The organism is Methylobacterium sp. E-065, assembly GCF_022829605.1.
GTDB lineage: Bacteria > Pseudomonadota > Alphaproteobacteria > Rhizobiales > Beijerinckiaceae > Methylobacterium.
In genome coordinates this window covers 148,671-164,068 of sequence record NZ_JAKSYD010000128.1, presented here as the reverse complement: position 1 = coordinate 164,068, position 15,398 = coordinate 148,671, and the positions used below count along the sequence as shown (strand labels likewise).

Annotated in this window: 10 protein-coding genes; 5 read left to right on the top strand and 5 right to left on the bottom strand. The window is 70.4% G+C overall.

Annotation, left to right across the window (positions count from 1 at the left end):
* Window positions 1-81: 81 nt before the first annotated feature.
* The 5 genes from MKK84_RS18275 to MKK84_RS18255 form a co-directional block, all read right to left on the bottom strand.
* The gene (locus tag MKK84_RS18275; RefSeq protein WP_243922173.1) at window positions 82-1,131 is read right to left on the bottom strand and encodes a ketopantoate reductase family protein; all 1,050 of its coding nucleotides are present in this window, start codon (window positions 1,129-1,131) and stop codon (window positions 82-84) included.
* A gap of 182 nt (window positions 1,132-1,313) precedes the next feature.
* Window positions 1,314-2,297, bottom strand: a complete 984-nt coding sequence (gene dgcA, locus MKK84_RS18270; protein WP_243922171.1) for an N-acetyl-D-Glu racemase DgcA — start codon at window positions 2,295-2,297, stop codon at window positions 1,314-1,316.
* Window position 2,298: 1 nt separating this feature from the next.
* Window positions 2,299-3,312, bottom strand: coding sequence for an N-acetyltransferase DgcN (gene dgcN / locus MKK84_RS18265; protein ID WP_243922169.1), 1,014 nt, complete (start codon window positions 3,310-3,312; stop codon window positions 2,299-2,301).
* Between the two features lie 277 nt (window positions 3,313-3,589).
* Window positions 3,590-4,141 (bottom strand): GNAT family N-acetyltransferase, encoded by a 552-nt coding sequence (locus MKK84_RS18260; RefSeq protein WP_243922167.1) that lies wholly within the window; start codon window positions 4,139-4,141, stop codon window positions 3,590-3,592.
* Between the two features lie 249 nt (window positions 4,142-4,390).
* Window positions 4,391-5,557 (bottom strand): type III PLP-dependent enzyme, encoded by a 1,167-nt coding sequence (locus MKK84_RS18255; RefSeq protein ID WP_243922165.1) that lies wholly within the window; start codon window positions 5,555-5,557, stop codon window positions 4,391-4,393.
* Window positions 5,558-6,313: 756 nt separating this feature from the next.
* On the opposite strand from MKK84_RS18255, the gene MKK84_RS18250 reads away from it, so the two are divergent.
* The 5 genes from MKK84_RS18250 to MKK84_RS18230 all read left to right on the top strand — a co-directional run bounded on the left by MKK84_RS18250 (window position 6,314) and on the right by MKK84_RS18230 (window position 15,390).
* Window positions 6,314-6,820 (top strand): GNAT family N-acetyltransferase, encoded by a 507-nt coding sequence (locus MKK84_RS18250; protein ID WP_243922163.1) that lies wholly within the window; start codon window positions 6,314-6,316, stop codon window positions 6,818-6,820.
* A gap of 442 nt (window positions 6,821-7,262) precedes the next feature.
* A complete protein-coding gene (locus tag MKK84_RS18245) occupies window positions 7,263-8,705 on the top strand; it encodes a lipopolysaccharide biosynthesis protein (protein ID WP_243922161.1) in 1,443 nt (480 codons plus the stop codon).
* A gap of 140 nt (window positions 8,706-8,845) precedes the next feature.
* Complete coding sequence (locus MKK84_RS18240) at window positions 8,846-10,033, top strand: FAD-binding protein (protein WP_243922159.1); 1,188 nt, start codon at window positions 8,846-8,848, stop codon at window positions 10,031-10,033.
* 94 nt (window positions 10,034-10,127) lie between these two features.
* A complete protein-coding gene (gene glcF, locus MKK84_RS18235; protein WP_243922157.1) occupies window positions 10,128-11,456 on the top strand; it encodes a glycolate oxidase subunit GlcF in 1,329 nt (442 codons plus the stop codon).
* Between the two features lie 847 nt (window positions 11,457-12,303).
* Window positions 12,304-15,390 carry a ribonuclease E/G gene (locus tag MKK84_RS18230; protein ID WP_243922155.1) on the top strand — a complete coding sequence of 1,029 codons (3,087 nt, stop codon included), beginning with the start codon at window positions 12,304-12,306 and terminating at the stop codon, window positions 15,388-15,390.
* Window positions 15,391-15,398: the final 8 nt, after the last annotated feature.

Here is a 15,398-nt window from a genome sequence, read left to right as displayed (position 1 = left end):
GGCTTTACGCGCGCAGCGAAGCACACCGAGGCTTTATACGATCTCGGCTTGCTCCGCTGTGCTCTTCGGGATGCGGGAGCGTCAGCCCTCGATGATGCGCTCGTCGAGCTTGCGATCGACGGTCGCGACGGTGCGGTCGATCTCATCGCTGGGCTCACCGAGCTGGTGCGAGATCAGCTTCACCAGCAGATCCACCCGCTCGATATAGGGGGCACCGTTCGCCACAGCCCGCGCCGCCGAAGACGGTTTGAGCAGGCTCTCGGCCGCCTTGGCGTATTTCTCGAACGGCACCTGATCGGCCGGGTCGGCGCCAAGCTTCCGGGCGATCCCGTCGACATGGTCGTAGATCGCCCGGGAGCGCGCCAGATCGCCATGCACGGCATCATGGATCGATTGCGGTTCGCCCGGCGTGATGCAGCGGTAATTGCCCGTGAGCAGCATCGACCACTTGGCGAGCGGCACGAACAGCGAGTCGAACACCTTGAGCTTCACCGGCACGTCGTGCCCGTCGAGGCGCACGGCGTCGATGTCGGCTTCCAGCTGCCGAAGCAGCGTGTTGTGCGCCTCGTCCGTGAAGGTCGCGGCCTTGAAGTTCGTCGGCAGCCCGACATGGAGGACGTTGGCCTCCTCCTCAGGCGGCCGGAAGGCCTGCGGATCGGGCGAGCACAGCGACACGAGGCCCGGCTCGAACCGGTCCCACACGCCGGCATTGGTGTAGGCGTCCTCGAGATCCATGGCGGCCAGGCCCGGGATCCGCTTGAGGTAGGGCAGCGGCGGCATGTTCATGATCGACAGGCACGGCAGCCTTGCGGCCGCGATCTTGATCATCAGCACACGGATCGTGTGGTTGTTGTATTGCGGCTCCTGCATGGCAAGGCCCACAAGGTCGTAGCGCGACACGTCGACGTCTTCCGGCGGCATCGCGTCGACCTTGCCGGGCAGGTCGCGCGAGAAGATCGCCCGGTGCTCCTTCTCGTCGCGCAGCTTGATGCGGACCTCGGTGCCCTCGCGGTTGATCAAGTCGGCGGTCTTGCGCCGGCAGACCAGGGTCACGTTGTGACCGGCCATCAGGAGCTTGGTCCCCAGGAGCGAGCCGTAGGAGGCCCCCAGGATCAGGATGTTCTTGGCCACGTCGTTCCTCCCCAGCATTGAGACTTGCTGTTCTGTTATCGGGCTGCCGGGGACGGCGCGTTGACTCACGACGACACTGGCATCCGCGATGGATGGCAGCCGGGCGGACGGAAGGCAAGCCTTCTGGTATACCTAATCCCAAACGGGTTGTGACGCCCCGCAGGTGACAGGCGGGGCGAATCCTATCCCCACAGCTCCGGCGTGGGCGGATACATCAGGCTCCCCTCGTAGCGTAGCGGCGTATCACGGTCGCGGGCGAGCAGCAGCGGGCCGTCGAGATCGACGAAATCCGCGTCGTTCGCCAGGAGAGCCGCCGGCGCCATGCCGAGCGAGGTGCCGAGCATGCAGCCGACCATGATGGCGAGCCCCCGCGCCTTCGCCTCCTGAACGAGCAGCACCGCCTCGGTCAGGCCGCCGGTCTTGTCGAGCTTGATGTTGATCGCGTCGTAGCGACCGGCCAGCGCGTCGAGGCCGGCACGGTCGTGCAGGCTTTCGTCGGCGCAGACCGGGACCGGATGCGGGATCTCAGCGAGCAGGGCGTCGGCATCGGCCGGAAGCGGCTGCTCGATCAGCGCGACGCCGGCGTTCAGGCAGGCGGTGAGGTTGGCCTCGATGGTCTCCGGCCGCCACGCCTCGTTGGCGTCGACGATCAGCCGGGATTCCGGCGCCCCGGCCCGCACGGCGGCGATGCGCTCCGGGTCGCCCGCCCCGCCGAGCTTCACCTTCAGCAGCGGCCGGTGGGCCGCCTTGCGGGCGGCTTCTTCCATGCTCTCCGGCGTGCCGAGGCTCAGCGTGTAGGCGGTGATGGCCGGCCGGGGCTCGCCGAGCCCGGCGATGGCCCAGGCGGGGCGGCCCAGGAGCTTGGCTTCGAGGTCGAACAGCGCGCAGTCGAGGGCATTGCGCGCCGCGCCCGCCTTCATGCGGGCCATCAACGCGTCGCGCCCGATCCCGGCCGCGATCGCCTCCGCCTGCCTCTCGATCAGGACGCTGACGCTCTCGACGCTCTCGCCGTAGCGCGGATAGGGCACGCATTCGCCGCGCCCGACCCCGTTCGCGTCCGTGATGGTCGCCACCACCACGGCGATCTCGGTGCGGCTGCCGCGGGAGATCGTGAAGGCGCCCGCGATCGGGAAGCGCTCGACGGCGAGGGTCAGGCGGCGGGCCATGTCAGGCTCCCGGGAAGTCGGCGACGATCCGATCGACCAGCGCGTCGACGCCGAACCGGACCGGGTCGGTGGCGGGCAGGCCGTGCTCTGCCCCGACCTTCTCCAGGAAGGCCCGGGCCTCGGCTTCGCCGAGCGCCTGGGTGTTGATCGCGATGCCAACCGGCTTGATCGCCGGGTTGGTCAGGCTGCCGAGCTGAACGGTGAGGTCGATCACCTGCTGGATCGTCGGCAGCGGGTGCTTCACGCCGCGCATCGTGGTGCGGGTCGGCTCGTGGCAGACCACGAAGGCATCGGCCTGGGCGCCGTGCAGAAGCCCGAGGCTCACCCCCGCGAAGGACGGGTGGAACAGTGAGCCCTGGCCCTCGAGCAGGTCCCAGTGATTCGAGTCGGCCTCGGGCGAGATCGACTCGACGGCGCCCGAGATGAAATCGGCCACCACGGCGTCGATCGCGACGCCTTTGCCGGATATGAACACGCCGGTCTGGCCGGTGGCGCAGAAATCGGCATCGAGGCCGCGCTCACGCATCCCGCGCTCCAGGGCCAGCACGGTGTACTTCTTGCCCACCGAGCAATCGGTCCCGACGGTGAGCAGGCGCCGGCCCGCCCGCTTGGTGCCCTTGCCGGTGGGGAAGCGCTCGTCGGTGTGGCGCACATCGTGGAGCTGGCGACCGCGCCGCGCGGCGGCCTCCGCGATGGCCGGCACCGCGCCGAGCTTCACGTGCAGGCCGCTCGCCACATCGAGCCCCGCCTCGATCGCCGCGACGATCTCCTTCACCCAATGGTCCGGCAGCACGCCGCCGGCGTTGACGACGCCGATCACCAGGGTGCGGCAGCCCTTCGCCAGGGCCTCGGGCAGGGTCATGTCGGGAATGCCGAGGTCGGCGGCGCAGCCCGGCAGGCGCATTTGGCCGACGCACCATTCGGGGCGCCAATCCTTGATCCCGTAGGCGGTCTTGGCCGCCAGCGTATCGGGCACGTCGCCCAGGAACATCAGGTAGGGCGTGGCGATCTGCATCGGTCGAGCAACCTTCTCCGGAGGCCGGCGGACCGTCTATGCGGGATCGCGACCGTTCGGCGCAATGCATGTGGCCGGCCAGCGCAGTGGACGCGGCCGCCATCGGGTGCATGCCGGGGCTGCGTTCAGGCTAGAAGCTCCAGTCCTGGTTTCGAAAGGTCTCGACCTTTCGCGGGTCCAGGGCAGCGCCCTGGAACTGCTGGGCTCCGCCCCCAGACCCCGCCAAAGGGCTTCAACCCTTTGGAAACCCGGTGCCCTGGGTCAAAGATGACTCCGCTCAGGCAGCGTGTCGTCGCGCGACCTGGGCCTCGTTGGCCGCCGCATCGGCCGGCGACAGCACGCCGGTCGCCCGGACAAGCCCCTCGGCGCCCGTCAGCGCGCCTGCACGCAGTTCCAGCCCGAGGAAACGCGCGCGCTCGAACGGTCCGGGCAGGGTCAGGCCGTCCGCAAGCGCCCGGTCGAAGCCGAAGCGGGCGTAGTAGGGCGCGTCGCCGACCAGCAGCACGGCGCCGTGGCCGAGCGATTCGGCCCGGCCCAGAGCCGCCTGCATCATCACCGAGCCGAGCCCCTGGCCCTGGATCGCCGGATCGACCGCGAGCGGACCGAGCAGCAGCGCCGGGCGGGCGTCGCCGGTCTCGACATGCCACAGCCGCAGCGTGCCGACGAGGCGACCGGCCCGGGTCGCCGCGAAGGCGAGTCCGCGCGCCGGCAGACGGCCCTCGCGCAGGCGCTCAGAAGTCTTGGCGCGGCGGTTGCCGGGAAAGCACGCGTCGAGCAGGCGCTCGCGCGCCGGGACGTGGTTGAGATGCTCCGCGCGGATCTCGATCATCACAATGCCCTCCCCGGGCCGACATGCGGGAGAAGCGATCTTTTGAGGCCGAGAGCCGGGTGCCCTCGGTCGAAGCGGTGGTGAAGGTCAGCGTTCGGCACGGTCGCCCGCGCCGCCGTTACGAACGGAGCGACGTGACCCAGGACCGCGCGAGCGTTATCGCCCTGGCGTTACCGGATTGCTTCATTTCGCTCGCAGGGGCAGCAACGTCACGGCCCTTCAAACGGACCCAGTCTCAGGCCGCAATAATCAGATCACGATCTGCTGAAGAGGCGGGAAGCCGTTGAACGCCACCGCCGCGTAGGTGGTGGTGTAGGCGCCCGCGCCCTCGATCAGCACCTTGTCGCCGATCGAGAGGGAGATCGGCAGCGGGTAGAGCTGACGCTCGTAGAGCACGTCCACCGAGTCGCAGGTCGGCCCGGCGATGACGCAGGGCTCGGTCGCCTCCCCGTCCCGCGCGGTGCGGATCGGGTAGCGGATCGCCTCGTCCATGGTCTCGGCCAGCCCACCGAACTTGCCGATGTCGAGGTAGACCCATCGGACCTCGTCGGCATCCGCGGACTTCTTGGACACCAAGACGACCTCAGCCTCGATCAGGCCGGCATTGCCGACCATGCCGCGGCCCGGCTCGATGATCGTCTCGGGGATCCGGTTGCCGAAATGCTTGGTGAGCCCGCGGAAGATCGCCTCGCCGTAGCTCTCCACCCCGGGCACCGCCTTGAGGTACTGGGTCGGGAAGCCACCGCCGAGATTGACCATCGACAGGCCGATGCCGCGCTCGGCGCATTCGTGGAAGATCGCCGCCGCGGAGCCGAGCGCCCCGTCCCAGGCCTCGGTGTTGCCCTGCTGCGAGCCGACATGGAACGAGATGCCGTAGGCCTCCAGCCCCTGGCGGTGGGCGTGCTCCAGCACGTCCGCGGCCATCTCGGGCACGCAGCCGAACTTGCGCGAGAGCGGCCAGTCGGCGCCCGCGCCGTCGCACAGGATGCGGCAGAACACCCGCACCGCGCCGGTGGGCACGCCCAGCGCCTCGGAGGCCCGGGCGATCTTCTCGACCTCGGCTTGGCAATCCACCGCGAACAGGCGGATGCCGAGCTTGAGGGCGCGGCCGATGCAGCGCTCCTTCTTGATGGTGTTGCCGAAGGAGATCCGGTCGGCGGTGGCGCCGGCGGCCAGCACCATCTCCATCTCGGCCACCGAGGCGGTGTCGAAGCAGGAGCCCATCTCGGCGAGCAGGCGCAGCACCTCGGGGGCCGGGTTCGCCTTCACGGCGTAGAACACCCTCGTGTCCGGCAGGGAGCGCGCGAAGGCGGTGTAGTTGTCGCGCACGACATCGAGATCGAGGACCATCACGGGGCCCTCGTCCTGACCGAGGTCGCGGCGCACGCGCAGGTAGTCACGGATGCGGTCGGTCATGGTCGTCTCCCGGCACGGGTTCGCGAGCGCCCTTACGCGGGGCGCGCTGTCGAAGATGACGGCCAGGACCGGCCGTCGGCGTCAGGGGGCGATGCGTCGCTCCGGCCCACGCGCTTTGGAGACGCGTGCGTCGGTGCGGGCGCAGAGCACCCGGAAGCTGCCGTGGATTGGAAGGGAGGACCCCCACCGCACGCCGGGCAAAGATGAAACAAGCCTCTTCGGTGCCGGCCTTTGGAGGGCCGACGAGACCAAAAAAGCCCGTTCGTCGTTGCTTTAAGCTGCGTCCCCCGTGGAGAGCGGGGTTCGCCGGTTTCGCCTCCGGCTGCCGGTTGTTGTCGGGGTCCGGTGTTGCCACCTGGATGCCGGCCGTAGGGATCCACCCTTGCGACCATCGATCCTTTAAGACCCCTGGCGGCTGTCCGGCAGTTGACCGGATGCCCACCAACCGACACGCGGCCACAGGCACGTGCGAAATTGGGCAAGGCGCATATATGGGGGATGCCCCCGGGCGGCAAGGGCGACACAACCTGGAGGACTGGCTTTTTCGGCCGCCATCCACAGTCGGAGCCGGCCGTTGCAAAAACAGCGCATTCCGGGCGCCCCGGCCGGCCGAACGGGCTTCCCAAGTGCCGCGGAAGCGGGCATCTGACGGCGGGGTATTCGGGTGAGTGATCGATGGGCGGGCCGGGCAGATCCATCGCGATGGCGCAGGCGTGAGCGTCCCCCCAATGAGCGCCCGTCGATGAGCGCCCGTCGATGAGCGCCCCCTTGCGCAACCCGGTCGGCGCCGGGCTCCCCGAGCCGACGATCCGCACCGCCACGCTCGCCGATCTCGACGCCCTCGTCGCCCTGGAACACGCCGCCTTCGCCATCGACCGGGCCGAACGCCGGGCGATCCGCCACGCGATCGGCTCGCCCACGATGGACGTGCTGGCGGCGCTAATCGATCCGCCGGACGGGGATCCGACCCCCGTGCTGGTCGGTGCGGCGGTGCTGGAGCGGCGGCGCAGCAGCCGGATCGCCCGGCTGGCCTCGATCGCGGTGGCGCCGAATCGCGGCGGCCTCGGGCTCGGCGGCAAGCTCCTCGACGCCGCGGAGGCGCGCGCGCGCGCCCATGGCTGCGACCGCCTGCGGCTCGAGGTCCGGGCCGACAATGGCGCCGGGATCCGGCTCTACGAGCGCCGGGGCTACACCCGCTTCGCGGTGCGGCCCGACTATTATGAAGACGGGATGGAGGCGTGGCGCTACGAGCGCGCGCTGTAGAAGTCACGGCCGTGGAGGTTGTCCGACCCACAACCTCACCCCGAGCCGGAGCCATACCCGATGCCTCCGACGAGGCCGAACCGGCGGGCACTGAATCAACAATGTCCTGAGATTACGGTTCTGTATTTAAATACGAGATTATTCTCTTTTTACCGGAATGAATGTCTTAGGACTTAATCGACAGTTCATCGACGCGAAATCAGATCACCTCAGGCTGCCCCGTGCCGAGGTGCCGCGTACCGCTTCCGATGTCAGGCATCGCGAATCATGCTGGAGCGCCAGCGGGTCCGCCGGTTGCGGTATCGACCCGTCCCCGGCCGCGGGACCGGACTATGCGATACTGGTCTCTGCCGCGATGCTGCCCCGTTAAAAGAGTTTTACGGCGACCGCGCTATAGCGCAGCGACCGCCCGAAAGACCCCGCCACCCGTGAGACGCCGTTCATGGCCGTGATCGCCGCCTTCATAATCAATGCGGGACTCAACTTCGTTCTGGGCCTGCTGATCGCCAAGCTGCTCGGTCCGGCCGATTTCGGGCGATTCGCCCTCGCCACCACCGGAGCGACCGTGCTCAACACGGTGCTGTTCGAATGGCTGCGGCTCTCCGCGACGCGCTTCTATTCGGGGCGGGTGCGCGCGGACGAGCCGTGGATCCGCCACGGGCTCGACCGGGCCTACCTGCGGGTCGGCCTGCTGCTGCTGGCCGCCGCCGCCCTGTGCGGCGCCTTCGGCTTCGCCGATGGGGCGGACGGGCACGCGGCCATCCTGTGCGGCACCGGGCTCGCGGCCCTCGGGATCGGGGTGTTCGACTATCACGCGGCTTTGGCGCGTGCCCGGTTCGACGGGAAGCTCTATCTCGGCCTCGTGGCGGTGAAGAACGTCCTCGCCTTCGGGTTGATGGCCGCCGCCGCATGGTGGCTGCCGCAGCCGGCCTGGGTGCTGGCGGCGGCGGGCTTGAGCCAGTTCCTTGCGGTCGTGCTGCTGCGTCATCCCCTGCGCGATCCGCGCACGCCGTTCGAGCGGCCGCGCCTCTCGGCCACATGGCGGGTCTTCGCGCGCTACGGCCTGCCGCTGATCGCCGCCAACACCGCCTATCTGAGCGTCGCCTTCGTCAACCGGGGTGCGATCGCGGGCCATGCCGGCTTCGCGGAGGCCGGCTACTTCGCGCTCGCCGCCGACGTCACGTCGCGCGCGATGATGACGCTCGGCACCGCCCTCGACCTGTTGCTGTTCCAGCTCGCCGTCCAGGCCGAGGAGCAGCGCGGCCGGGCCGCCGCCGAGGCGCAGGTCGCCGAGAATGCCGGCATGGTGTTCGCGCTGCTGGCGCCATGCGCAGTCGGCTTCTGGGCCGTGCTGCCGGCGCTCCAGGCGCTGGTGGTGCCCGACGCCTATCGCGGCCCGTTCGAGAGCTACAGCGTTGCGCTGATGCCGGGCCTGTTCTGCCTGACCATGATGTTCTACGCCCTCAACCCGGTCTTCCAGATCCGCCGCCGGACCCTGCCGGTGATCGCCTCGGCGCTGATCGGGCTCGCGGTCAACGGCGTGGGCCTGCTGATCCTGCCGGAGCGTCTGGGCGGGATCGGGGTCGCCGTGGCGCAGAGCACCGGGCTGGCCACGGCCGGGCTGTGGCTCGGCTGGCGCGTCCTCACGGGTCCGGAGCGCATCCACCTGCCCTGGAGCTCGATCGGGGCGGCGGCGCTCGCCTGCTCGGCCATGGGCCTCGCGCTGGCGCCGTTCCGCCACCTGCCCCCGGCCACCGCCCTGGCGGTGCTGGTCCCGGCCGGAATGGTTCTCTACGGGGCGCTGGTCTGGATCTTCGACATCGCCGGGCTGCGCCGGCAGATCGGCGGCCGGCTGCGCCCGGGGCGGGCCGTGGCGGCGGAATAGAGCACACCCCTCGACCGCCCAGCGGCCCATCAAGGAATTCGAGCCGCTGAAACCCCGCGACTCCACCTGCGCTTGAATCCGCAAGCCGTTCCGGCGACACCCGCTGTGGAATGGTTTCAAACAAGACCGGGGCGGAAACGATGGGCGTCTACGAGCCCGGCACCGAGGCCGAGGCCGCGGAGATCGTGCGGGCGGCGGCCGGGCGCGGCGAGCGCCTGCGGCTCGAAGGCGGCGGCACCGCGGCGGGGCTCGGCCGCCCCGCGCAGGACAGCGCGACGCTCTCGGCGAAGGCGCTCACCGGCGTCACCCTCTACGAGCCCGCCGAGATGGTGGTGGCCGCCCGAGCCGGGACCCCGCTCGCCGAGGTCGAGGCGCTGCTCGCCACGAAGGGCCAGATTCTGCCCTTCGAGCCGATGGACCTGCGCGGCCTCTACGGCACCACCGGCGCACCGACCCTCGGGGCGGTGGCGGCGATCAACAATGCCGGCCCCCGGCGGATCAATGCCGGCGCCGCCCGGGACAGCCTGATCGGCGTGCGCTTCGTCAACGGACGGGGCGAGGCGATCAAGTCGGGCGGGCGGGTGATGAAGAACGTCACCGGTCTCGACCTCGTGAAGCTGATGGCCGGCGCGCACGGCACCCTCGGGCTCCTCACCGAGGTGACCTTCAAGGTCCTACCGGCGAGCGAGCGGGTCGCCACCCTGGCCTTCGCCGGCCTGGACGATGCCCGGGCGATCACGGCCCTGTCGGAGGCTCTGGGTTCGCCCTTCGAGCTGACCGGGGCGGCGCACCTTCCGGCCGGGATCGGCGCCTCGCAGGCGCGGACGCTGATGCGCCTGGAGGGCTTTTCGGACTCGATCGACTACCGCACGGGCGAGCTGACGCGCCTGCTGAAGCGCTACGGCCAGCCCGAGATCATCGACGGCGAGGCCGGCGCCGTCCTCTGGCGGTCGGTGCGCGACGCCGCGCCGCTCGCCGAGCCCCGGGATGCGGCGCTCTGGCGGATCTCCACGGCGCCGACCCACGGGCCGGCGCTCGTGGCCGCGGTGGCGGCCGAGCGCGACGCGCGCTGGTTCTTCGACTGGGGCGGCGGCCTGATCTGGCTCGCCACCGGCGCGGAGGGCGATGCCGGGGCCGATACGGTGCGCAAGGCCGTGCGGGCGCAGGGCGGCCACGCCACGCTGGTGCGCGCGCCCGACGCCGTGCGTGCCGCCGTGCCGGTGTTCGAACCTCTCGCCGAGCCGCTGATGCGGCTCAGTGCGGGGATCAAGACGGCGCACGATCCGAACGGCGTGCTCAACCCGGGCCGGATGTACGCCGGACTATAATTCCCCTCCCCGCAAGCTCGAGCGATCCCGGACAGGTCCGGAATTGACAGGGGAGGAGAGCGCGCAGGCAGTCGAGAGCAGGCAGGAAGAGACCGTGCAGACCAATTTCGCCCCGGCCCAGCTCGCTGATCCCGCCATGGCGGCGTCCGAAAAAATCCTGCGGACCTGCGTGCATTGCGGCTTCTGCACGGCAACCTGCCCGACCTACCTGCTCCTCGGCGACGAGCTCGATTCCCCGCGCGGGCGCATCTACCTGATCAAGGACATGCTGGAGGGCGGCAAGCCGGCCTCGCCGGAGGTGGTCAAGCATGTCGACCGCTGCCTCTCCTGCCTGTCCTGCATGACCACCTGCCCGTCCGGCGTGCACTACATGCACCTCGTCGATCACGCCCGGACGCATATCGAGGAGACCTTTGCCAGGCCCGCCGGGGATCGGTTCCTGCGGGCGCTGCTGGCGCAGGTCCTGCCCTACCCGAACCGCTTCCGCCTCGCGCTGATCGGCGCCAAGCTCGTAGCCCCGTTCCGCGGGCTGGTGGCGCGGCTCCCGCGGGTGGGCAACCGGCTCGCCGCCATGCTCGACCTTGCACCCTCGGGGATGCCGCCCCGGGATCCGACGAACCGGCCCGGCCGCTTCCCGGCGGCGACCGGGACGGCCTCTAAGCGCGTCGCCCTGCTGCGCGGCTGCGCCCAGAGCGTCCTGCGGCCGGACTTCAACGCGGCGGCGATCCGGCTGCTCAACCGCCACGGGGTCGAGGTCGTCCACGCGCAGGAGGGCTGCTGCGGGGCGCTGACCCATCACATGGGCAAGGCGGATTCGGCCCATGCGCTCGCCAAGCAGACGATCGACGCCTGGGAGGCCGAGATCGCCAAGGGGCTCGACGCGATCCTGGTCACGGCCTCGGGCTGCGGCACGACGATCAAGGATTACGGCTTCATGTTCCGCGACGACCCGGCCTATGCCGAGAAGGCGAAGCGGGTGTCGGCGCTCGCCAAGGACGTGACCGAGTATCTCGCGCTGCTCGATCTGGCCCCCGTCGCCGAGACCGACCTCGTGGTGGCCTATCATTCGGCCTGCTCGATGCAGCACGGCCAGGGCATCCGCCTGGAGCCCAAGACGCTGCTGAAGCGCGCGGGCTTCACCGTGAAGGACGTGCCCGAGGGCCATATCTGCTGCGGCTCGGCGGGGACCTACAACATCCTGCAGCCGGAACTCGCCGCGAAGCTGCGCGCCCGGAAGGTCGCCAACATCGAGCGCGTCCGCCCGGACGTGATCGCCACCGGCAACATCGGCTGCGCCACGCAGATCGGGAAGGGCACCGGCATCCCGATCGTCCACACGGTGGAGCTGCTCGACTGGGCGACCGGCGGCCCGAAGCCGGCGGCGCTCGCTGGGGTGGCGCCGCGGTTGGAGGCGGCAGAGTGAGCACGGTTTGGCTCCGCCGCCCGTCTGTCCGCGGATACGCCACGGTTTACGGCGAGCCGACCGAGTGATCCCACCCTTCACCTCATCCTGAGGCGCCAGCACAGCGGGCCTCGAAGGACGGCTGCAGAAATCGCGCGATCCTTCGAGGTCTTCTTCGAGGCCTCCGCTGCGCTCCGGCACCTCAGGATGAGGGCAGGTCGGTTGGATGGCCCATTCGCGCCGCTGCTGCTCGATCGATGCAGATCCGACAGTTCGCACGCAGCCCGCACCCCAGACGCCGCGGCCGGCCCCCGTGACACCCCCGTGACATCTATTCACGGTTGACCCTTGCCAAATCCGCGCGGCCGTCTGTAATGATACCGACCCTTTCCGGTCCCGCCGGCCGCCGCAACGGCCCGCGGACGCGACCGAATTCCTCGCGAAAACGGCCGTGGTGTCGCGGCGGGCTCTGTTGGTCCGCCTGGCGGCAACGGGTGTCTTCCCCGATCGGGCAGGTGTCGCACGTCGCGGCGGATCTTCCGCCGCACCCAGGAATTCACGGCCGGTCCAACCCGGCCGAGAGTGTTTCGCGAGGTCGGGACCACGATGGACGGACGCACGGCCCAGCAGAGCGCTGCGCGTGCCCCGGAGGCGCATACGTTGCGTCGCACCGGTCCGTCCGTCGACCCGGCCTGTTTCAACCCCAGGCGCCCTGCGCGCCGACCGGCGGTTGACGGCAATTTCCCCTCGAACCCATCCGCCTCGGCGACGAGGCCGGCACCGTGCCCGACAGGCTTGACGTCGGGCGAGGCGCCGCCGGGACCACGGGCACGGAGAACGACGTCGGCCGCCATGCCGAGAGTCCGACATGGCCAACAAAATGCTGATCGACGCGATGCACCCGGAGGAGACCCGGGTCGTCACGGTCCAAGGGTCTAGGGTCGAGGAATTCGACTTCGAGGCCGCCAACCGGCGCCAACTGCGCGGCAACATCTATCTCGCCAAGGTCACCCGGGTTGAGCCCTCGCTCCAGGCCGCGTTCGTGGAGTATGGCGGCAACCGCCACGGCTTCCTGGCCTTCAACGAGATCCACCCCGACTATTACCAGATCCCCCTGGCCGACCGGCAGGCCCTCCTCGAGGAGGAAGCCCGCGACGCCGAGGAGCACCGGGAGCGCGAGGAGCGCCGCCGTCGCTCGCCCCGCCGCTCCCGCGGTCGCCGCGCCGAGGCCCGCACCCGCGGCACCGACGAGTCCGTGAGCGCCGAGGACGCGCACGAGACCGCGCGCGAGACCGAGCATCTCGAGGGTGACGAGGCCCGGATCGAGGGTCGCGACGAGACGCCCCCGGAGGCCGGGATCGCACCAGCCGGCATGCCCGATACGCTCGCCGAGAACCCCGAGGCGGTGCAGGAGGCCCTCGCCTCCGAGACCGAAGCCGGGGATATCGCCGAGCCGGCGCGGGCTGCCGAGTTCGCCGACGATACCGCGCCGGTCACGGCGCAGGCCGAGGAAGCCGCGACCGACCAGGACGACCCGGCCGAGCCTGAGGCCCGGCTCGCCGTGGCGCAGGCCCTGACCGTGGCCGAGGAGCCGGCCGAGACCGTCGCGGAGGATGTCGCGGAGGCCTCGGGCCGCAGCGGCCCGGCCGTGGGCGAGGCCGAAGAACTGCTCGACGAGGATGAGTCCGACGAGGACGAATCCGACGACGACGAGGATGAGGACGAGTCGGAGGACGACGAGGACGAGTCCGACGAGGATGACGATTCGGACGAGGAATCCGACGATCCCGACGCCGAGCCCCGGATCGCTCAGATCGGCGGCAACGGCGACGCGCTGGCCGAGATCCCCGAGCGTCCGCGCCACCACCGCCGCCAGTACAAGATCCAGGAGGTGATCAAGCGCCGCCAGATCATCCTGGTGCAGGTGGTCAAGGAGGAGCGCGGCACGAAGGGCGCGGCGCTCACCACCTACCTGTCGCTGGCCGGCCGCTACTCGGTGCTGATGCCCAATACCGGCCGCGGTGGCGGGATATCGCGAAAAATCACCTCGGCGGCCGACCGCAAGCGCCTCAAGGAGGTCGTGCAGGACCTGGAGGTGCCCGAGGGGATGGGCGTCATCCTGCGCACCGCCGGTGCCTCGCGCTCCAAGCCCGAGATCGCCCGGGACTTCGAGTACCTGATGCGCCTGTGGGAATCGGTCCGCGAGTTGACGCTGACCTCGATGGCCCCGGCCCTGGTCTACGAGGAGGGGTCGCTGATCAAGCGCGCCATCCGTGACCTCTACAACAAGGAACTGGACGAGGTTCTGGTCGCCGGCGAGGACGCCTACCGCGAGGCCAGGGACTTCATGCGGATGCTGATGCCCGGCCAGTCCAAGGTCGTGAAGCCCTACCGCGATCCGACGCCGATCTTCGCCCGGTTCGGGGTCGAGCAGCAGCTCGACGCGATGTTCTCCAGCCACGTCTCGCTGAAGTCCGGCGGCTATCTCGTCATCAACCCGACCGAGGCGCTGGTCTCGATCGACGTGAATTCCGGCCGCTCGACCCGCGAGCACGACATCGAGGACACCGCACTCCGGACGAACCTGGAAGCGGCCGAAGAGGTCGCCCGCCAGCTGCGCCTGCGCGACCTCGCAGGCCTGATCGTCATCGACTTCATCGACATGGAGGAGAAGCGCAACAACCGCGCCGTCGAGAAGAAGCTCAACGACTGCCTGAAGAACGACCGCGCCCGCATCCAGGTCGGCCGGATCTCGCCCTTCGGCCTCATGGAGATGAGCCGCCAGCGCATCCGCACCGGCGTGCTCGAATCCTCCTCGATCCCGTGCCCCCATTGCGGCGGCTCGGGCTTCGTGCGCGCGACCGCGTCGGTGGCGCTGCACATCCTGCGCTCGATCGAGGAAGCGCTGCTCAAGTCGGCCGCCCACAACCTCATCCTGCGCACGCGGACCGAGGTCGCCCTCTACATCCTCAATCAGAAGCGCGGACACCTGCGCGAGCTGGAGGTGCGCTTCGGCGTGACCATCACGATTGCGGCCGACGAGCGGCTGGCGGCGACCACCGCCTTCCAGCTCGACCGGGGCGATCCGGCCCAGCGCGCTGAGGGTCCGGTGACGGGCGTGCGTGCCCAGGCGATCTCGCCGACCACGGAGTTCGAGGACGAGGACGAGGAGATCGAAGAGGCGGATGCTGAGGTCGAGGCGGAGGCGGAAGGCGCGGCTGAGGCCGAAGCCGAGGGTGAGACTGAGGCTGAAGAAGGCCGCACCGAGGCGCGGGAGGACGGGACGCGCGACGAGGGCGATGGTCGCCGCCGTCGCCGCCGTCGTCGCCGCCGGGGCGGTCGCACGGAGGGGCGTTCCGATGAGGAGCGCCAGGGCGCGCCGCAATCCGACGAAGACGGCCGGGACGAGGAGTGGGACGGCGAGGAGCCGGCGGCCGCCAACGCGGCGACCGTCGAGACGGCAGCGGGCGAGCCGGCCGAGATGGCCCTAGCGGCCGAGAGCGACACGGCCGACACCGCTGCGGCAGGTCCGGACGAGGCCGCCCAGGCGGAGGACGACGGGGGACGCCGCCGTCGCCGCGGTCGCCGCGGCGGACGTGGACGCAGCGACGGCCGCACCCGCGAGGGCGCCGAGGCGGAGGAGGCTGCAGCCTCCGACGAGACGGTCGTGCGGCTGGCGGAGGAGCCGGTGAGCGTCGAGGCCGTGGCCGAGATCATCGAGGCCACGCCTGAGCCGATCCGCGGCGAGACGGCGGTGGATCTGCCGGTTGCCGATCCGGAAACGGAGGCCGCTGAGACCCGACCGACGAACGGCACCGCCGAGCCGGCCTCCGCGTCGGCTGCGGAACCGGTGCGCGAGCCCGTGGCGGTCGTGCTGACCCCCCCGTCCGATCCGGACCGGCCCAAGCGCGCCGGCTGGTGGTCCCGCACCAAGGCCGCTCTGACCGGCGAGTGAGCCGCAGC

Bases quoted from the DNA above. Each gene is read 5' to 3' on its own strand.
- dgcA (WP_243922171.1), bottom strand. From the start codon at position 2,297: ATGGCCCGCCGCCTGACCCTCGCCGTCGAGCGCTTCCCGATCGCGGGC.
- dgcN (WP_243922169.1), bottom strand. From the start codon at position 3,312: ATGCAGATCGCCACGCCCTACCTGATGTTCCTGGGCGACGTGCCCGAT.
- MKK84_RS18260 (WP_243922167.1), bottom strand. From the start codon at position 4,141: ATGATCGAGATCCGCGCGGAGCATCTCAACCACGTCCCGGCGCGCGAG.
- MKK84_RS18255 (WP_243922165.1), bottom strand. From the start codon at position 5,557: ATGACCGACCGCATCCGTGACTACCTGCGCGTGCGCCGCGACCTCGGT.
- MKK84_RS18250 (WP_243922163.1), top strand. From the start codon at position 6,314: ATGAGCGCCCCCTTGCGCAACCCGGTCGGCGCCGGGCTCCCCGAGCCG.
- MKK84_RS18245 (WP_243922161.1), top strand. From the start codon at position 7,263: ATGGCCGTGATCGCCGCCTTCATAATCAATGCGGGACTCAACTTCGTT.
- MKK84_RS18240 (WP_243922159.1), top strand. From the start codon at position 8,846: ATGGGCGTCTACGAGCCCGGCACCGAGGCCGAGGCCGCGGAGATCGTG.
- MKK84_RS18230 (WP_243922155.1), top strand. From the start codon at position 12,304: ATGGCCAACAAAATGCTGATCGACGCGATGCACCCGGAGGAGACCCGG.